The sequence below is a fragment of the Rhodanobacter sp. FW106-PBR-R2A-1-15 genome, assembly GCF_058789735.1.
In genome coordinates, this window is the sequence record NZ_JBYTEM010000029.1 from 1 (window position 1) to 18,077 (window position 18,077).

Here is an 18,077-nt window from a genome sequence, read left to right on the forward strand (position 1 = left end):
GCTGCTCAAAAACCAGTCCAACTACCGCGCCAAGGCGCATCAGATGGCTTGACCAACAACATAGAATCTCCTACAGGCCCAATTCCGCAACCATCGCCTCGCGCATCAGGTATTTCTGCACCTTGCCGGTCACCGTCATCGGGAACGCGTCGACGAAGCGCACGTAATGCGGCACCTTGTAGTAGGCGAGGTGGTGGCGGCAGTAATCCTGGATCTCGGCCACGCTGGCCTCGCTGCCTTCGCGCAGGCGGATCCACGCGCAGACCTGCTCGCCGAACTTCGCATCGGGCACGCCGAACACCTGCACGTCGAGCACCTTCGGATAGGTGTAGAGGAACTCCTCGATCTCGCGCGGGGAGATGTTCTCGCCGCCGCGGATGATCATGTCCTTGAGCCGGCCCACGATGCGGCAATAGCCATCGTCGTCCAGCGTGGCGAGGTCGCCGGTGTGCATCCAGCGCGCCTCGTCAATCACCTCGCGGGTGCGTTCGGTGTCTTCCCAGTAACCCAGCATCACCGAATAACCACGCGTGCACAGCTCGCCCGGGGTGCCGCGTGGCACGATGCGCCCGCGCTCGTCGACCAGTTTCACCTCCAGCTGCGGATGGACCCGCCCCACGCTGTCCACCCGGCGCTCCAGCGGGTCGTCCGGCACGGTCTGGAAGCTGACCGGGCTGGTCTCGGTCATGCCGTAGGCAATGGTGATCTCGCCCAGGTGCATTTCGTCGACCACCCGCCGCATCACCTCGATCGGGCACGGCGAGCCGGCCATGATGCCGGTACGCAGGGTCGACAGGTCGAACTCGGCGAAGCGCGGGTGCTCCAGTTCGGCAATGAACATCGTCGGCACGCCATGCAAGCCGGTGCACTTCTCCGCGGCCACGGTTTCCAGCGTGGCCAGCGCGTCGAAACCCTCGCCCGGGATCACCATGCAAGCGCCATGGGTGACGCAGGCGAGGTTGCCCAGCACCATGCCGAAGCAGTGGTAGAACGGCACCGGGATGCACAATCGGTCGTGCTCGGTGAGGCGCATCGCCTCGCCGATGAACCAGCCGTTGTTGACGATGTTGTGGTGGGTCAGCGTGGCGCCCTTCGGCGCGCCGGTGGTGCCGGAGGTGAACTGGATGTTGACCGGGTCGTCGAAACCCAGCTCGTGCTCCGCCGCGTGCAGATGCGCCAGTGCCGCGGCGTCGCCGCGTTCCGCCAGCTCCCGCCAGCGGCGCGTGCCGGGCGCCGGTTCGTCGTCGAGCACGATCACCTCGCGCAGCGTCGGCAGTCGCGCCGAGCGCAATTGGCCGGGCGCGCTGACTGCCAGTTCCGGCGCCAGCTCGGCGAGGATGTCCAGGTAGTGCGAGGTCTTGAAGTGGCGCGGCAGCACCAGCGCGCAGCAACCCACCTTGTTCAGCGAGTACTCCAGCTCGTGCAGGCGATAGGCCGGATTGATGTTGACCAGCACCAGCCCGGCCTTCGGCGCGGCAAACTGCAGCAGCACCCATTCGGCCCGGTTCGGCGACCAGATGCCGACGCGGTCGCCGCGCACCAGGCCCAGTGCGAGCAGGCCGGCGGCGACGCGTTCCACTTCGGCATGGAACTCGCGATAGCTCAGGCGCACACCCTGCGCGCGCACCACCAGTGCCGGCCGCCCGGGATGCGCAGCGGCGATGCGGTCGATCAGTGAACCCACGGTGTCGCCCAGCAGCGGCTGCGCGCTGGCGCCATGGACGTAGCTCGGTGCCTCGCTCATGCGCGATCTCCTCGGGTCTTTCTGGCGTGCCGCGCGGACACCAGCATAGCGGCGCCGCCGGTCGTCGCGGCCAAAGAAAAACGCAGCGGCTGGCGCCGCTGCGTTCCTCGCGTCCCAGCGACCGCCCTCAGTCGCTGAGGTCGACGTCCTTGGTCTCGCGCACGAACAGCGTGCCGATCACGAAGGTCATCGCCGCAATCGCCACCGGGTACCACAGGCCGGCGTAGAAATTGCCGGTGGCCGCCACGATGCCGAACGACACCGAGGGCAGGAAGCCGCCGAACCAGCCGTTGCCGATGTGGTACGGCAGGCTCATCGAGGTGTAGCGGATGCGGGTGGGGAACATCTCCACCAGCCACGCGGCGATCGGCCCGTAGACCATGGTCACGTAGATCACCAGCAAGGTCAGCAGCACCACCAGCATGGGCGTGTTGGTCTGCGCCGGGTCGGCCTTGGCCGGATAACCGGCGGCAGCCAGCGCCTTGCCCACGCTGTCGCCGAACGCCTTGCTCTGTGCGGTGAAGTCCGCCTTGGCCAGCGCGCCGCCCTCGAAGGCGGTGAAGTTCTGACCGCCAACCGAGACCACCGCCACCGTGCCCGGCGCCGCGGCCACGTTCTCGTACGGTACGCCGCGCTTGGCCAGATAGCTCTTGGCCACGTCGCAGGAGCTGGTGAACACCTTCTTGCCGATCAGGTCGATCTGCACGCTGCAGCCGGCGGGATCGGCCTGCACCTTGACCGGCGCTGCCACGCTGGCCGCCTCGATCGCCGGATTGCCGTAGTGGGTGAGCCCCTTGAAGATCGGGAAGTAGGTCAGCGCGGCGAGCAGGCAGCCGGCCAGCACCACCGGCTTACGGCCGATCTTGTCCGACAGCCAGCCGAAGAACACAAAGAACGGCGTGCCAATCAGCAGTGCCGCGGCGATCAGCAACTGGGTGGTGGTGGCGTCGATCTTCAGCGTGCTGCCGAGGAAGTACATCGCGTAGAACTGGCCGCAGTACCACACCACGGCCTGGCCGGCGGTGGCGCCGAGCAGGGCCAGGATCACCAGCTTGAGGTTGCCCCAGCGCGCGAACGACTCGGTCAGCGGCGCCTTCGAGGTCTTGCCCTCTTCCTTCATCTGCTCGAACACCGGCGACTCCGCCAGCTGCATGCGGATGTACACCGAGACCGCCAGCAGCAGCGAGGACAGCAGGAACGGGATGCGCCAGCCCCAGTCGTTGAACTTGTCGCCGAGCAGCCACTTGCAGCCCAGGATCACCAGCAGCGACAGGAACAGGCCGAAGGTGGCGGTGATCTGGATGAAGCTGGTGTACAGGCCGCGCTTGCCCGGCGGGGCATGCTCGGCCACGTAGGTGGCGGCACCGCCGTACTCGCCGCCCAGCGCCAGGCCCTGCAGCATGCGCAGCGCGATCAGGATCACCGGCGCCGCCACGCCGATCGAGCCGTAACTGGGCAGCAGGCCGACGAAGAAGGTGGACAGGCCCATGATCACAATGGTGATCAGGAAGGTGTACTTGCGCCCAACCAGGTCACCGACCCGGCCGAACACCAGCGCACCGAACGGACGCACCGCGAAGCCGGCGGCGAACGCGAGCAGGGCGAACACCAGCTGGCTCGCTTCATTCAACCCCGAGAAGAACTGGTGGCCGATGATCACGGCGAGCGAGCCGTACAGGTAGAAGTCGTACCACTCGAACACGGTGCCCAGGCTGGACGCCAGGATCACCCGCTTGTGGCTGACGTCGAGCTTGCCGCTGGCATTGCCGCCAATGGCGTCGATGGCTGTTGTGGCCATGGTGTTTCCCCTCCCGAGATAGTGAGATGCCTCTCCCAGGAAGCCTGGGGAGAAATGGGGAGATGCGATTCGTCCCTCCTACCGGACCGCACCCCGTCATGCTCCCGATGCGACGGGAGGTGATCAGCGGCGGCGTGCACGTGGCACGCCGCCGCGACTTTCAGAAGCGATAAAGCGCGTTGAGGCTGAACTGGTTGCCGGTGGTGGTCTTGCGATCCACGCCGTTGCTGGTGGAGTCGAGCTTGTTGTGCATCCATTCGGCGCTGAGGTCATACGACCCGGCGGTGTACTGCAGGCTCAGCGCCGCCTGCCGGTTGCGCAGCAAGCCGGTCGAGCCGTGGCCCATCCAGGCGATCACGTCCTTGGTGTCGGGTTTGTTGTAGGCGTAGAACGCGTACAGGCTCCAGTTCGGCGTGAAGCTGTAACCCGCCTGCACGAAGCCGCCGCGTTCGCTGATGTCGCCGAACTGCGACATCGCGCCGAAGATCTCGCCGAGGCCATTGCCGGCGTAGGCCAGCCCCTTGAATGTCCACGGACCGGGCTTCCACTGGCCGCCGATCTCGTAGCCGACGCTCTTGACGTCGGACTTGATCGGCGTCGGCGCGGTGCCGCCCACGCCGCGCAGATCGACCTTGCTGTAGTGCGCGGCGAAGTATGCCAGCCAGGTCTTGTCCTGCACGTGCAAGCGTGCCTCCACCTGCGGGCGGAAACCAGCGCTGCCTGCGGTGAGGTAGTTGACGTTGTTGCCGGGTCCGTTCCAGGTGCCTTCGAACGCGCCCACATCCAGCCGCCACTGTGCGCCGGTGCTACCGTGATTGAGGTCCTGCATCACCACCACGCCAGGGAAGCGCCAGCCGCCATAACCGGAGCCGAAGCCGAGCGGGAATGCGATGTGCGCCAGCGAGGTGGGCGAGCCGTCGACCGGGAACATCAGGTCCCACTGCTGGCCGATGCGCACCGTGGTGCCGGTCTCCGGGTTGGTCAGGTCCATGTAGGCCTGGCGCAGGCGCGGGTTCGGCTGCTGCTGGCTGTACGCGCCGGTGCCGTTGAAGCCGCCGAACAAGTCCATCTCGATGCGCCCGCCGCCGCTCCAGTTGCCGGCGAACTTGGCGCCCTTGAAGTCGAGCCAGAAGCGCGTGTTGCGCACGTCGACGCCGGACAGCGAGCCCTTCGAGCCGGGAATCGGGAACAGCGCGTTCTGGCCGTTGCCGTAGGTGAAGCTCCTGTTCTGGCTGAATGCGCTGGCGCTGACGAAGCCGTGCAGCGCCACCGACACGCCCGGCGCGCTGCTGAACACCGGTGTCGCCGGGGCCGCCGCCACGTTCTGCGCAGGCACCGTCTGCGACGCGGGCTGGGCGGGCGCAGCCTTCTGCGCCTGGATCATTGCCTTCAACTCGTTCAATTGCTGCTCGAGCTGCGCCACGCGCTGTTCGAGTTGCTGCTCGCGCGCGTTGTTCTGCGCGTGACCGGCCAGCGGAAGCATCAGCGCGCAAGCCATGCTCAGGGCAAGCGCGGAATAACGATGGGTAGGTCGTTGGCTCATGCGTGCGTCTCCCCAGAGGTTCGATGGGATGGGCTGCTCGTCGGCAACTCCATCGGCTGTTTTTGAAGGCTTGTTGGAAGCGGGTTTCAGTGGAATCCGGACTGCGGGCGCTTTTGGCGTATCCCGAATCCTCCATCCCGAATCCCGGCACTTCGAGCATGGCCATGCTGCGGCGCGAGCGACTATTCGCCATTGGTCGAACTTCGACCAAAGTCGAGACGGCGGCGCGACGCCACCTCCACGGCGATCGGGCTACACTCGAAGCATGCACGCCGCCGGGCGCTTGCTTGCGTCTGCCGCGGTATCCCCGTTGCCATCTTCCATGCGAGCCAGCAGGAGCCCAGCCATGTCCAAGCTCTATCCGGTCAACCCGTCGTTTGCCGCCGCCGCGCGCCTGCGCCACGACGATTACGTGCGCCTGTACGCCGAGTCGGTCAGCGACCCGGAGGGCTTTTGGGGCCGCATCGGCCAGCGTCTGGACTGGATCAAGCCGCCGACGAAGATCAAGAACGTCTCATTCGACCCGAAGGACCTGCACATCCGCTGGTACGAGGACGGCGAGCTCAACGTGTCCGCCAACTGCCTCGACCGCCAGCTGGCCAAGCGCGGCGACAAGGTGGCGATCATCTTCGAGGGCGACGACCCGAACAATTCGCGCAAGATCACCTACCGCGAGCTGCACGCCGAGGTGTGCAAGTTCGCCAACACGCTGAAGCACCTGGGCGTGGTCAAGGGCGACCGCGTGGCGATCTACCTGCCGATGATCCCCGAGGCAGCGGTGGCGATGCTGGCCTGCGCCCGCCTGGGCGCGATCCACTCGGTGGTGTTCGGCGGCTTCTCGCCCGACTCGCTAGCCGGGCGCATCGTCGACTCGCAGGCCAAGGTGGTGATCACCGCCGACGAGGGCCTGCGCGCCGGCAAGCACATCCCGCTCAAGGTCAACGTGGACGCGGCGCTGGAGCGGCCCGGCACCCACAGCGTGGAGACCGTGATCGTGGTGCGCCACACCGGCGGTGCGGTCAACATGCAGTCGCCGCGCGACCGCTACTGGCACACCCTGATGGAAGGCCAGTCGGTCGACTGCCCGCCGACCCCGGTCGAGGCCGAGCACCCGCTGTTCGTGCTATATACCTCCGGTTCCACCGGCAAGCCCAAGGGCGTGCAGCATTCGACCGGCGGCTACCTGGTGTTCATCAGCTACACCCACGAGCAGGTGTTCGACCTGCGTGAGGACGACATCTACTGGTGCACCGCCGACGTCGGCTGGGTCACCGGCCACAGCTACGTGGTGTATGGCCCGCTGTGCAACGGCGCCACCACGGTGATGTTCGAGGGCGTGCCGAACTACCCGGACCACAGCCGCTTCTGGCAGGTGATCGACAAGCACCAGGTCACCATCTTCTACACCGCCCCCACCGCGATCCGCGCGCTGATGCGCGAGGGAGAGGCACCGGTGAAGAAGTGCTCGCGCGCGTCGCTGCGCCTGCTCGGCTCGGTCGGCGAGCCGATCAACCCGGAGGCATGGGAGTGGTACTACCGCGTGGTGGGCGACGAACGCTGCCCGATCGTCGACACCTGGTGGCAGACCGAGACCGGCGGCATCATGATCTCGCCGCTGCCCGGCGCCATCGCCACCAAGCCCGGCTCGGCCACGCTGCCGTTCTTCGGCGTGAAGCCGGCGATCGTCGACGCCGAAGGCACCGTGCAGGAAGGCGTGGCCGAGGGCAACCTGCTGATCACCGATTCCTGGCCCGGCCAGGTGCGCACCATCTACGGCGACCACCAGCGCTTCATCGAGACCTACTTCAGCGCCTACCCCGGCAACTACTTCTCCGGCGACGGCGCACGCCGCGACGAGGACGGTTACTACTGGATCACCGGCCGCGTCGATGACGTGATCAACGTGTCCGGCCACCGCCTCGGCACCGCCGAGGTGGAAAGCGCGCTGGTAGCGCACCCGAAGGTGGCCGAGGCCGCCGTGGTCGGCTGCCCGCACGAGATCAAGGGCCAGGGCATCTATGCATACGTCACCCTGGTCGCGGGCGAAACCGGCAGCGACGAGCTGCGCAAGGAACTGATCGCCTGGGTGCGCAAGGAGATCGGCCCGATCGCCACGCCGGACTACCTGCAGTGGGCGCCCGGCCTGCCGAAGACCCGCTCGGGCAAGATCATGCGCCGCATCCTGCGCAAGATCGGCGAGAATCTGCCCGACCAGCTCGGCGACATCACCACCCTGGCCGATCCTGGCGTAGTGAAGAACCTGGTGGACGAGCGGCTGATCAAATAAGCGACGGGATCCGGGAGACGGGATTCGGGATACGCAAAAGCCGCTCTTCCGAATCTCGAATCCCCAATCCCGGATCCCGGCCATGACCGACATCCTGATCGCCGACGACCATCCGCTGTTCCGCGACGCGCTGCAGCGCGCCGTGCTGACGGCGGTGCCGCAGGCGCGCGTGCACAACGCTGACAGCGTGCACGCGTTGCTCGGCCTGATCGAGCAGTTCCCCGACGCCGAACTGCTGCTGCTGGACCTGCACATGCCCGGCGCGCGCGGCTATTCGGCGCTGGCACACATCCGTGGCCAGTATCCCGGGCTGCCGACCATCGTGGTGTCCGGTCACGAGGAGGCACAGGTGGCGCGCCGCGCGCTGGCGCACGGCGCCTCGGCGTACATCCCCAAGTCCACCGCCGGTACCGACATCGTGGCGGCGATCCGCGCCGTGCTCGACGGCGACGTGTGGCTGCCACCGGCCCTGCTCGGCGGCCCCGGCGAACTGAGGCCCGACGAAGCCGCCGCCGCCGCGCAGGTCGCCGCGCTGACGCCGCAGCAGTTCCGCGTGATGACGATGATCGCCGAGGGCCTGCTGAACAAGCAGATCGCCTGGGAGCTGGGCGTCTCCGAGGCCACGGTGAAGGCACACATGACCGCGATCATGCGCAAGCTCGGGGTCAACAACCGCACCCAGGTCGCGCTGCTCGCCAGCCAGCTGGCGGTCGACCAGGAAGGCCTGCCGGCTATGCCGGACGACTCCGACTGATCCCGTTCAGGCAGCCGGCCAACCCGGCGCACCCGCCGTCCGGTCACCGTCAGGCCACGTCCAACGCCATCCTGACGCGGTCTGGCCGCCGCTTCCGTCGTGCCGGCGAACCGCGCCCGCCTGCTTCGCGCAATCAGCCTTATATACGGCCATTTGATTTTCTTGCTTTCTTTTGTTGCGGCGCACTATAGTCGATCCTCCCCATACCGGGAGTAAAGAACATGGCTCAGCCGCACGCGCAGGGTTTGTATAACCCGTCCAACGAACACGACGCCTGCGGCGTGGGTTTCGTCGCCCATATCAAGGGCCGGAAAAGCCATGACATCGTCCAGCAGGGCCTGCTGATCCTGCGCAACCTGGACCATCGCGGCGCGGTCGGTGCCGATCCGCTGATGGGCGACGGCGCCGGCATCCTGATCCAGATCCCCGACCAGCTCTACCGCGAGGACATGGCGCAGCAGGGCGTGCAGCTGCCGCCGCCGGGCGAGTACGGCGTGGGCATGATCTTCCTGCCCAAGGAGCATGCCTCGCGGCTGGCCTGCGAACAGGAGCTGGAGCGCAAGGTGCTGGCCGAGGGCCAGGTGGTGCTGGGCTGGCGCGACGTGCGCGTCGATGCCGACATGCCGATGTCGCCGGCGGTCAAGGCCACCGAGCCGGTGGTGCGGCAGATCTTCATCGGGCGCGGGCCGGACGTGATGGTGCCCGACACGCTGGAGCGCAAGCTGTACGTCATCCGCAAGACCTCCAGCCACGCGATCCGCGCGCTGGGCCTGAAGCACGGCAAGGAATACTTCGTCCCCTCGATGTCCAGCCGCACGGTGGTCTACAAGGGCCTGCTGCTGGCCGGCCAGGTCGGCCGGTACTATCTCGACCTGGCCGACCCGCGCACCGTGTCGGCGCTGGCGCTGGTGCACCAGCGCTTCTCCACCAACACCTTCCCGGCCTGGGAGCTGGCCCACCCGTACCGCATGATCGCGCACAACGGCGAGATCAACACAGTCAAGGGCAACGTCAACTGGATCAACGCGCGCACCGGCGCGATCTCCTCGCCGGTGCTCGGCGACGACTTGGCCAAACTGTGGCCGCTGATCTATCCCGGCCAGTCCGACACCGCCTCGTTCGACAACTGCCTCGAGCTGCTGACCATGGCGGGCTACCCGCTGTCGCACGCGATGATGATGATGATTCCCGAGGCGTGGGAACGTCACACGCTGATGGACGACAACCGCCGCGCGTTCTACGAGTACCACGCCGCGATGATGGAGCCGTGGGACGGCCCCGCCGCGATCGCCTTCACCGACGGCCGCCAGGTCGGCGCCACGCTCGACCGCAACGGCCTGCGCCCGGCGCGCTACCTGATCACCGACGACGACCTGGTGATCCTGGCCTCGGAGGCCGGCGTGCTGCCGATCGCCGAATCGCGCATCGTGAAGAAGTGGCGGCTGCAGCCAGGCCGGATGCTGCTAATCGACATGGAGGCGGGCCGCATCATCGACGACAAGGAACTGAAGGACCAGCTGGCCAACGCCCGGCCGTACAAGCAGTGGATCGAACACATCCGGATCAAGCTGGACGCGTTGCCGGAACCGCGTGCCGAGTCGCACGTCGTCGACAGCCTGCTCGACCGCCAGCAGGCCTTCGGTTACACCCAGGAAGACCTGAAGTTCCAGCTGCTGCCGATGGCGCAGGCCGGCGAGGAAGCGATCGGCGCGATGGGCAACGATTCGCCGCTGGCCGTGCTGTCGGAACGCAGCAAGTCGCTGTACCAGTATTTCCGCCAGCTGTTCGCGCAGGTCACCAACCCGTCGATCGATCCGATCCGCGAACAGCTGGTGATGTCGCTGGTGTCCTTCATCGGGCCCAAGCCCAACCTGCTGGACATCAACAACATCAACCCGCCGCTGCGGCTGGAGGTGGCCCAGCCGGTGCTGGATTTCGCCGAGATGGCCAAGATCCGCAGGATCGGGCGCTACTCCAAGGGCAAGTTCCGCAGCTTCGAGCTGGACATCACCTATCCGGCGAGCTGGGGCAAGGCCGGCATCGAGGCGCGCCTCGCCTCGCTGTGCGCGCAGGCCACCGACGCGATCCGCCAGGGCCACAACATCCTGATCGTGTCCGACCGGCGCAGCGACCGCGAGCACGTGGCGATCCCGGCCCTGCTGGCCACCTCGGCCATCCACCAGCACCTGGTCACCCAGGGCCTGCGCACCAGCACCGGCCTGGTGGTGGAGACCGGCTCGGCGCGCGAGGTGCACCACTTCGCCCTGCTCGCCGGCTACGGCGCCGAGGCGATCCACCCCTACCTGGCGATGGAAGTGCTGGCACAGCACTTCGCCGCGGGCAGCGGCGGGATCAGCGTGGACAAAGCGCTGCACAACTACGTCAAGGCGATCGACAAGGGTTTGCAGAAGGTGATGTCCAAGATGGGCATCTCCACCTACATGTCCTACACCGGCGCGCAGATCTTCGAGGCGGTGGGCCTGAACCGCGACCTGGTCGACAAGTACTTCACCGGCACCACTTCCAACATCGAGGGTATCGGCCTGTTCGAGGTGGCCGAGGAAGCGCTGCGCCTGCACGCCGCCGCCTACGGCGACGACCCGGTGCTGGCCGACGCGCTGGACGCGGGCGGCGAGTATGCCTGGCGCGTGCGCGGCGAGGAGCACATGTGGACGCCGGATATGGTGGCCAAGCTGCAGCACGCCACCCGCGCCAACAACGCGCAGACCTACCAGGAGTATTCGCAGCTGGTCAACGACCAGACCCGGCGCCTGATGACGCTGCGCGGGTTGTTCGAGTTCCGCGCCGATCCGGCCGCCGCGATCGCGCTGGACGAGGTGGAACCGGCCGGCGAGATCGTCAAGCGCTTCGTCACCGGCGCGATGTCGCTGGGCTCGATCTCGACCGAGGCGCACACCACCCTCGCCATCGCGATGAACCGCATCGGCGGCAAGTCCAACACCGGCGAGGGCGGCGAGGACGAGGCGCGCTACCAGGGCGAGTTGCGCGGCGTGGCGATCAAGCAGGGCGACACCGTCGCCGGCATCCTCGGCAAGGCGCACATCGAGCGCGACCTCGAGCTGCAGGCTGGCGACTCGCTGCGTTCGCGCATCAAGCAGGTGGCCTCCGGCCGCTTCGGCGTCACCGCGGCCTACCTGGTCTCGGCCGACCAGATCCAGATCAAGATCTCGCAGGGCGCCAAGCCCGGCGAGGGCGGCCAGCTGCCCGGCCACAAGGTCTCCGAGTACATCGCGCAGCTGCGTTTCTCGGTGCCCGGGGTAGGCCTGATCTCGCCGCCGCCACACCACGACATCTACTCGATCGAGGACCTGGCCCAGCTCATCCACGACCTGAAGAACTGCAACCCGCAGGCGTCGATCTCGGTGAAGCTGGTGTCCGAAGTGGGCGTAGGCACGGTAGCGGCCGGCGTGGCCAAGGCCAAGGCCGACCACGTGGTGATCGCCGGCCATGACGGCGGCACCGGCGCCTCGTCCTGGTCGTCGATCAAGCACGCCGGCACGCCGTGGGAACTGGGCCTGGCCGAAACCCAGCAGACGCTGGTGCTGAACCAGTTGCGCGGACGCATCCGGGTGCAGGCGGACGGCCAGATGAAGACCGGCCGCGACGTGGTGATCGGCGCCCTGCTCGGTGCTGACGAGTTCGGCTTCGCCACCGCGCCGCTGGTGGTGGAAGGCTGCATCATGATGCGCAAGTGCCATCTCAACACCTGCCCCACCGGCGTGGCCACGCAGGATCCGGTGCTGCGCCGGAAGTTCAGCGGCAAGCCCGAACACGTGGTGAACTACTTCTTCTTCGTGGCCGAGGAAGCGCGCCGGATCATGGCGCAGCTGGGCATCCGCCGCTTCGACGAGCTGGTCGGCCGCGCCGACCTGCTCGACATCCGCCAGGGCATCGCGCACTGGAAGGCGCGCGGGCTGGACTTCAGCCGCGTGTTCCACCGCCCCGAGGTACCGGCCGGGGTGGCGCAACGGCACGTGACCGAACAGGACCACGGCCTCGCCAAGACCGGCAAGGCGCTCGACCACAGCCTGATCGAGAAGGCCCGGCCCGCGCTGGAGCAGCGCGAACGGACCAGCTTCATCGTCGGCGTGCGCAACGTCAACCGCACCGTGGGCACCATGCTGTCCGGCGAGGTGGCGCGTCGCTACGGCCATGCCGGCCTGCCCGACGACACCATCCACATCCAGATGGACGGCACCGCCGGACAGAGCTTCGGCGCGTTCCTGGCCCGCGGCATCACCCTCGACCTGGTCGGCGAGGCGAACGACTACGTGGGCAAGGGCCTGTCCGGCGGGCGCATCATCGTGCGCTCGCCGAACGACTTCCACGGCTTCGGCCCGGAGCACATCATCGTCGGCAACACGGTGCTGTACGGCGCCACCGAAGGCGAGGCCTACTTCAACGGCGTCGCCGGCGAGCGCTTCGCCGTGCGCAACTCCGGCGCCACCACCGTGGTGGAGGGTGTCGGCGACCACGGCTGCGAATACATGACCGGCGGCACCGTGGTCCTGCTCGGCGAAACCGGCCGCAATTTCGCCGCCGGCATGTCCGGCGGGGTGGCCTACGTCTACGATCCCGAGTTGCGCTTCCAGTCACGCTGCAACCTCGCCATGGTCGGCCTGGAACCGCTGCTCTCCGGCGTCGAGCAGGAACTGCGGGTGCCGCGGGCGCTGTGGCATCCCGTCACCCGCGGCGCACCCGGCGAAACCGACGAGGCGATCCTGCGCCGGCTGGTCGAATCGCACTTCCGCTATACCGGCAGTTTCCGCGCCAAGGCGATCCTGCATGACTGGGGCAATGCGCGCACGCATTTCGTCAAGGTGATGCCGCACGAGTACAAGCGCGCACTGGCCGAACCGCCGGCGGCGAGCACCGCCGCATCCACCGAGAAGGCCACGGCCTGAGTCCACGAGGAACCGCACAGATGGGCAAGATCACCGGCTTTCTCGAATACCCGCGCCTGCAGGAAACCAGCGAGGCGCCTGCGCAGCGCAAGAAGCACTGGCGCGAATTCACCGCACACCTGTCCGACGACCAGGCCGCGCAGCAGGCCGCGCGCTGCATGGATTGCGGCATTCCGTTCTGTCACCAGGGCTGTCCGGTCAACAACATCATCCCGGACTTCAACGACCTGGTGTACCGGCAGGACTGGAAGCGCGCGATCGATGTGCTGCACTCGACCAACAACTTCCCCGAGTTCACCGGCCGCATCTGCCCCGCCCCGTGCGAGGCCGCGTGCACGCTGAACATCAACGACGATGCGGTGGGCATCAAGTCGATCGAGCACAAGATCATCGACAAGGCGTGGGAGGAAGGCTGGGTGGTGCCACAGCCCGCCGCGCACCAGACCGGCTGGAAGGTGGCCGTGGTCGGCTCCGGCCCGGCTGGGCTGGCCGCCGCGCAGCAGCTGGCCCGGGCCGGCCACGCGGTGACCGTGTTCGAGAAGAACGACCGCCTCGGCGGCCTGCTGCGCTACGGCATCCCCGACTTCAAGCTGGACAAGGGCCACATCGACCGCCGCCTGCAGCAGATGCGCGGCGAAGGCGTGCAGTTCCGCACCGGCGTGTTCGTCGGCGCCGCGGCGGACGCCGGGCAGCACGGCAACCCCCGCGTGATCGCGCCCGAACAGCTGCGGCAGGAATACGACGCGGTGGTGCTCACCGGCGGCGCGGAAACCCCGCGCGACCTGCCGGTGCCCGGCCGCGAGTTGCGGGGCGTGCATTTCGCGATGGAGTTCCTGCCGCAACAGAACCGCGTCGTGGCCGGCGACAAGCTGAAAAACCAGCTCGTTGCCACCGGCAGGCAGGTCGTCGTGATCGGTGGCGGCGACACCGGCTCCGACTGCGTGGGCACCTCGAACCGCCACGGCGCCGTGGCGATCACCCAGTTCGAGCTGCTGCCGCAGCCACCGCTGCAGGAAAACAAGCCGCTGGTGTGGCCGTACTGGCCGCTCCGCCTGCGCACCTCCAGCTCGCACGAGGAAGGCTGCCGGCGCGACTGGTCGGTCGCCACCAAGTGCTTCAACGACGACGGCAAGGGCCACGTGAAAAGCCTCACCGGCGTGCGGCTGGCGTGGAAGGACGGCAAGATGAGCGAGGTCCCGGGCAGCGAGTTCGAGATCCAGGCGGACCTGGTGCTGCTGGCGATGGGCTTCGTCTCGCCGGTACAAGGCGTGCTGGACGCGTTCGGCGTGGACAAGGATGCCCGCGGCAACGCCCGCGCCACTGCCGACGCCGACGGCGGCTACCGCACCAGCGTGGACAAGGTGTTCGCCGCCGGCGACATGCGCCGCGGCCAGTCGCTGGTGGTGTGGGCGATCCGCGAAGGACGCCAGTGCGCGCACGCGGTGGACGAGTTCCTGATGGGCCATTCCAGCCTGCCGCGCTGATCGCGGCTCAGGCTGACCGGTCCTCGCCCTGCCGGCGCACCAGCGCGGTCAGCAGGGCGCGCAAGGCAGCCGGGCGTACCGGCTTGTGCAGCACCGGATAACCGCGCGCCCGCGCACGCTGTTTCAGTTCGCTGCTGCCGTCGGCGGTGATCATCGCCACCGGCGGCAGCTCGCCCAGCGCATCGCGCAGCTGCTGCAGCGCCTGCAGGCCATCGACGCCATCGGCCAGGTGATAGTCGGCCAGCACCAGGTCGATCGGCCCGCGCCTCAGTTCGACGCGGGCCTGCGCCACGTCCAGCGCGGTGCGGCAGTCGACGCCCCAGCGGCTGAGCAGGGCGCGCATGCCATCGAGGATACTGGCGTCGTTGTCCAGGCATAGCACGGTCAACGGCAGCTGCTTGTCGGTGCCGCCGCGCTGCACGCGCTGGCGACGCACCGACACCGCCTCGTTGCGCGGCACCGTCACCGCAAAACAGCTGCCATGCTCGACCCGCGAATGCAGGTCGAGCTGATGACCGAGGATGCAGGACAGGCGATCGCAGATCGAAAGCCCCAGGCCCAGCCCCTTCTCGCCCCACGGCGAGGGCTGCTCCAGCCGCTGGAATTCGTCGAAGATGCGCGCGCGCTGTTCCGGCGCGATGCCCGGGCCGGAGTCCCACACCTCGATGCGCACCTTGTCCGCACCCACTCGCCGCGCGCCCAGCAGCACGCCGCCCTTGCTGGTGTAGCGCAGCGCGTTGGAGAGGAAGTTCTGCAGGATCCGGCGCAGCAGCTGCGGGTCGCTGCGCACCGCCAGGCCGGTGGGCACCATGCGCAGGCGCAGCCCGCGACGTTCGGCGATCACCGCAAACTGTGCTTTCAGCGAATCGAACAGCTCGGCCAGTGCGAACGCGCCGACTTCGGGATGGTAGCTGCCGGCGTCCAGCCGCGAGACGTCCAGCAGCGCGTCGAGCAGATCCTCGGCGGCGCTGAACGAGGCGTCGATGCGCTCGGCCAGCCCGCTGGCCTCGACGTCCAGTCCGGGATGCTGGCGCAGCGCCGAGGTGAACAAGCGCGCTGCGTTCAGCGGCTGCAGCAGGTCGTGGCTGGCGGCGGCGAGGAAGCGCGTCTTGGAGATGTTCGCCGTTTCCGCCGCGCGGCGCGCCTGCGCGGTGGCAACTAGCGCCTCGGACAGTTCGGCGGTGCGCTGCTCCACGCGCTGCTCCAGCGTCTCGTTCACCTCGATCAGCGCCTGCTCGGCGTGCTTGTACGCGGTGACGTCGGTGTAGGTGGTGACGTAGCCGCCACCCGGCAGCGCGCGGCCGCGCAGCTCGATCACCGTGCCATCCGGGCGCACGCGCTGGAACAGATGGGTCGAGCCGGCCTGCATGTACTGGATGCGCTTGGCCACGTGCGCTTCGACCTCGCCCGGGCCGCACTCGCCACGCTCGGCGTTCCAGCGGATCAGCTCGGCCACCGGCACGCCCACGTGCACCATGCCGTCGGGGTAATCGAACAGCTCCAGGTAGCGCCGATTCCACGCCACCAGGTGCATGCGCGCGTCGACCACGCTGATCCCCTGCGAGACGTTTTCCAGCGTGGTGGACAGCAGCTCGCGATTGAAGCGCAGTTCCTGCGACGCCTCGTCCAGCAGCGCCATCGACTCGGCCAGGTCCAGGCCGCTGCCGGACAGGGCGCTGATCAGGATGCGCCGCGCATTGGCCGCGCCCACCGCCGAGGCGAGCAGGCGCTCGGTGTACTGGATCAGCGCGCGGTCGGCCGCCTCGCCGGCCAGCAGCGGCTTGCTGCGCCGCTGGGCGTACTCGTCGAAGGCGCGCGCACTGCTGCGCTCGCCCACGATGCGCTCGGCGATGGTGCGCAGGTCGGCCACCGCCACGCGACCGCGCCAGTCGCCGCTACCGCCACGGCTGGCCGGGTCGGCATCCATGAACACCGCCGCGTGCAGGCGCTCTTCCAGGCTCGGCCGCAGCCGCAGCGACACGAACACCAGGCAGCCCACGTTCACCAGCAGCGACCAGAACGTGCCGTGCATCACCGGGTCCCAGCCGCTCAGGTGGAACAGTGCCTGCGGGCGCAGCCAATCCCAACCGAACGGGCCTTGCCGCAGCCAGTCGTCCGAGCGGATCAGCGCCGGCAGCAGCAGGGTATACAGCCACACCGCGAAGCCGCCGGCCAGGCCGACGATCACGCCGCGACGACTGGCCCCGCGCCAGTACAGCGCGGCGATCAGCGCCGGCGCGAACTGCGCCACCGCGGCGAACGCCAGCAGGCCGGTCGCTGCCAGGTTCTCGGCGTTGGCGGCGACGCGGTAGTAAACGTAGGCCATCGCTGCCAGCAGCACGATCGCCACCCGGCGCACGCCCAGCACCAGTTGTGACAGGTCGCTGCGCTGTTCCAGCCGCAGCGCGTGGATGCGCAGCAGCGCCGGCATCACCAGGTCGTTGCTGATCATCGTGGACAGCGCCACCGAGGCCACGATCACCATGCCGGTGGCCGCCGAGAAACCGCCGATGAAAGCCAGCAGCGCCATGCCGCGGTCGCCGTGGGCCATCGGCAGGGTCAGCACCCAGGCGTCGGCGGTGCCGTCGCGCAGTAGCGGCATGTGCGCGCCGGCCGCCACGATCGGCAACACCGCCACGCTGACGATGACCAGGTACAGCGGCACCATCCAGCGCGCACGGGTGAGGTCGCCGGTATCCTCGCACTCGACCATGCCGATCTGGAATTGCCGCGGCAGGCAGAACATGGCGCTGAACGCCAGCATGGTCTGTGCGAGGAAGCCTGGCGACAGACCGTGGCTGAGCTGGGCCACCGGCCGCTGCACCGTCTCGGCCAGCCCCGGCCCCTGCCACAGCGCGTAACCGGCCAGCGCCATGAAGGCGAGCAGCTTGATCAACGACTCCAGCGCGATCGCCAGCATCATGCCGTGATGGTGTTCGGTCGCGTCGATGCTGCGCGTGCCGAACAGGATCGCGAACACCGCCAGCAGCACCGCGCACCACAGCGCGCTGTCGACGCCGCCCGCCGTGACCATGCCGTACCTGACTCCGCCGAGCACGCCGTACGACATCGCCACCGCCTTGAACTGCAGCGCGATGTAAGGGACCACCGCGACCACCGCGATCACCGCCACCAGCGCGGCCAGCCCGTGCGACTTGCCGAAGCGCGCGCCGATGAAGTCGGCGATCGAGGTGATGTTGCGTTGCCTCACCGTCTGCACCAGCCGGCGCAGCAGGCCGTAGCCGAACACAAACAGCAGGATCGGGCCGAGGTAGATCGGCAGGTAGGCCAGGCCGTCGCGCGCGGCGGTGCCGACCGCGCCGTAGAACGTCCATGACGAGCAGTACACCGCCAGCGCCAGGCTGTAGACGATCGGCCGCAGCCGTGGCTGACGCGGGTACAGCGGCCGGCGGTCGCCGGTGTAGGCCACCACGAACAGCAGCCCGACATACAGCAGCGACACCAGCAGCAGCAGCCACCCTTGAATCAAGTCACCTTCTCCCGGCCGGACCATCGACGGGCGCGCCCGCGCTTGTGCCATG

The 18,077-nt window shown here is 68.1% G+C and carries 8 protein-coding genes; 4 read left to right on the plus strand and 4 right to left on the minus strand.

Annotated features, from left to right (window positions below; translation table 11 throughout):
- Positions 1-70 precede the first annotated feature (70 nt).
- From AC3WTD_RS14185 to AC3WTD_RS14195, 3 genes are all read right to left on the minus strand, one after another.
- Positions 71-1,744 (minus strand): AMP-binding protein, encoded by a 1,674-nt coding sequence (locus AC3WTD_RS14185; RefSeq protein WP_492614165.1) that lies wholly within the window; start codon positions 1,742-1,744, stop codon positions 71-73.
- A gap of 127 nt (positions 1,745-1,871) precedes the next feature.
- On the minus strand, positions 1,872-3,542 hold the full coding sequence (locus AC3WTD_RS14190) for an MFS transporter (protein ID WP_027491682.1): 1,671 nt from the start codon (positions 3,540-3,542) through the stop codon (positions 1,872-1,874).
- A 160-nt stretch (positions 3,543-3,702) separates the two neighbouring features.
- Complete coding sequence (locus AC3WTD_RS14195; RefSeq protein ID WP_235642427.1) at positions 3,703-5,085, minus strand: porin family protein; 1,383 nt, start codon at positions 5,083-5,085, stop codon at positions 3,703-3,705.
- 346 nt (positions 5,086-5,431) lie between these two features.
- Between AC3WTD_RS14195 and acs the strand changes: the two genes are divergently transcribed.
- The 4 genes from acs to AC3WTD_RS14215 all read left to right on the plus strand — a co-directional run bounded on the left by acs (position 5,432) and on the right by AC3WTD_RS14215 (position 14,535).
- Positions 5,432-7,372, plus strand: coding sequence for an acetate--CoA ligase (gene acs, locus AC3WTD_RS14200; RefSeq protein WP_027491680.1), 1,941 nt, complete (start codon positions 5,432-5,434; stop codon positions 7,370-7,372).
- A gap of 82 nt (positions 7,373-7,454) precedes the next feature.
- A complete protein-coding gene (locus AC3WTD_RS14205) occupies positions 7,455-8,126 on the plus strand; it encodes a response regulator transcription factor (RefSeq protein ID WP_027491679.1) in 672 nt (223 codons plus the stop codon).
- Positions 8,127-8,347: 221 nt separating this feature from the next.
- The gene (locus AC3WTD_RS14210; protein ID WP_492614166.1) at positions 8,348-13,051 is read left to right on the plus strand and encodes a glutamate synthase-related protein; all 4,704 of its coding nucleotides are present in this window, start codon (positions 8,348-8,350) and stop codon (positions 13,049-13,051) included.
- A gap of 20 nt (positions 13,052-13,071) precedes the next feature.
- Positions 13,072-14,535 carry a glutamate synthase subunit beta gene (locus tag AC3WTD_RS14215; RefSeq protein ID WP_492614167.1) on the plus strand — a complete coding sequence of 488 codons (1,464 nt, stop codon included), beginning with the start codon at positions 13,072-13,074 and terminating at the stop codon, positions 14,533-14,535.
- A 7-nt stretch (positions 14,536-14,542) separates the two neighbouring features.
- On the opposite strand, the gene AC3WTD_RS14220 is transcribed toward AC3WTD_RS14215, so the two are convergent.
- Positions 14,543-18,025, minus strand: a complete 3,483-nt coding sequence (locus AC3WTD_RS14220; protein WP_235642426.1) for a hybrid sensor histidine kinase/response regulator — start codon at positions 18,023-18,025, stop codon at positions 14,543-14,545.
- Positions 18,026-18,077: the final 52 nt, after the last annotated feature.

What these genes read in the sequence shown, in the direction of transcription:
- AC3WTD_RS14215 (WP_492614167.1), top strand. Translation starts at nt 13,072, where the DNA reads ATGGGCAAGATCACCGGCTTTCTCGAATACCCGCGCCTGCAGGAAACC.
- AC3WTD_RS14190 (WP_027491682.1), bottom strand. Translation starts at nt 3,542, where the DNA reads ATGGCCACAACAGCCATCGACGCCATTGGCGGCAATGCCAGCGGCAAG.
- acs (WP_027491680.1), top strand. Translation starts at nt 5,432, where the DNA reads ATGTCCAAGCTCTATCCGGTCAACCCGTCGTTTGCCGCCGCCGCGCGC.
- AC3WTD_RS14195 (WP_235642427.1), bottom strand. Translation starts at nt 5,085, where the DNA reads ATGAGCCAACGACCTACCCATCGTTATTCCGCGCTTGCCCTGAGCATG.
- AC3WTD_RS14205 (WP_027491679.1), top strand. Translation starts at nt 7,455, where the DNA reads ATGACCGACATCCTGATCGCCGACGACCATCCGCTGTTCCGCGACGCG.
- AC3WTD_RS14185 (WP_492614165.1), bottom strand. Translation starts at nt 1,744, where the DNA reads ATGAGCGAGGCACCGAGCTACGTCCATGGCGCCAGCGCGCAGCCGCTG.
- AC3WTD_RS14210 (WP_492614166.1), top strand. Translation starts at nt 8,348, where the DNA reads ATGGCTCAGCCGCACGCGCAGGGTTTGTATAACCCGTCCAACGAACAC.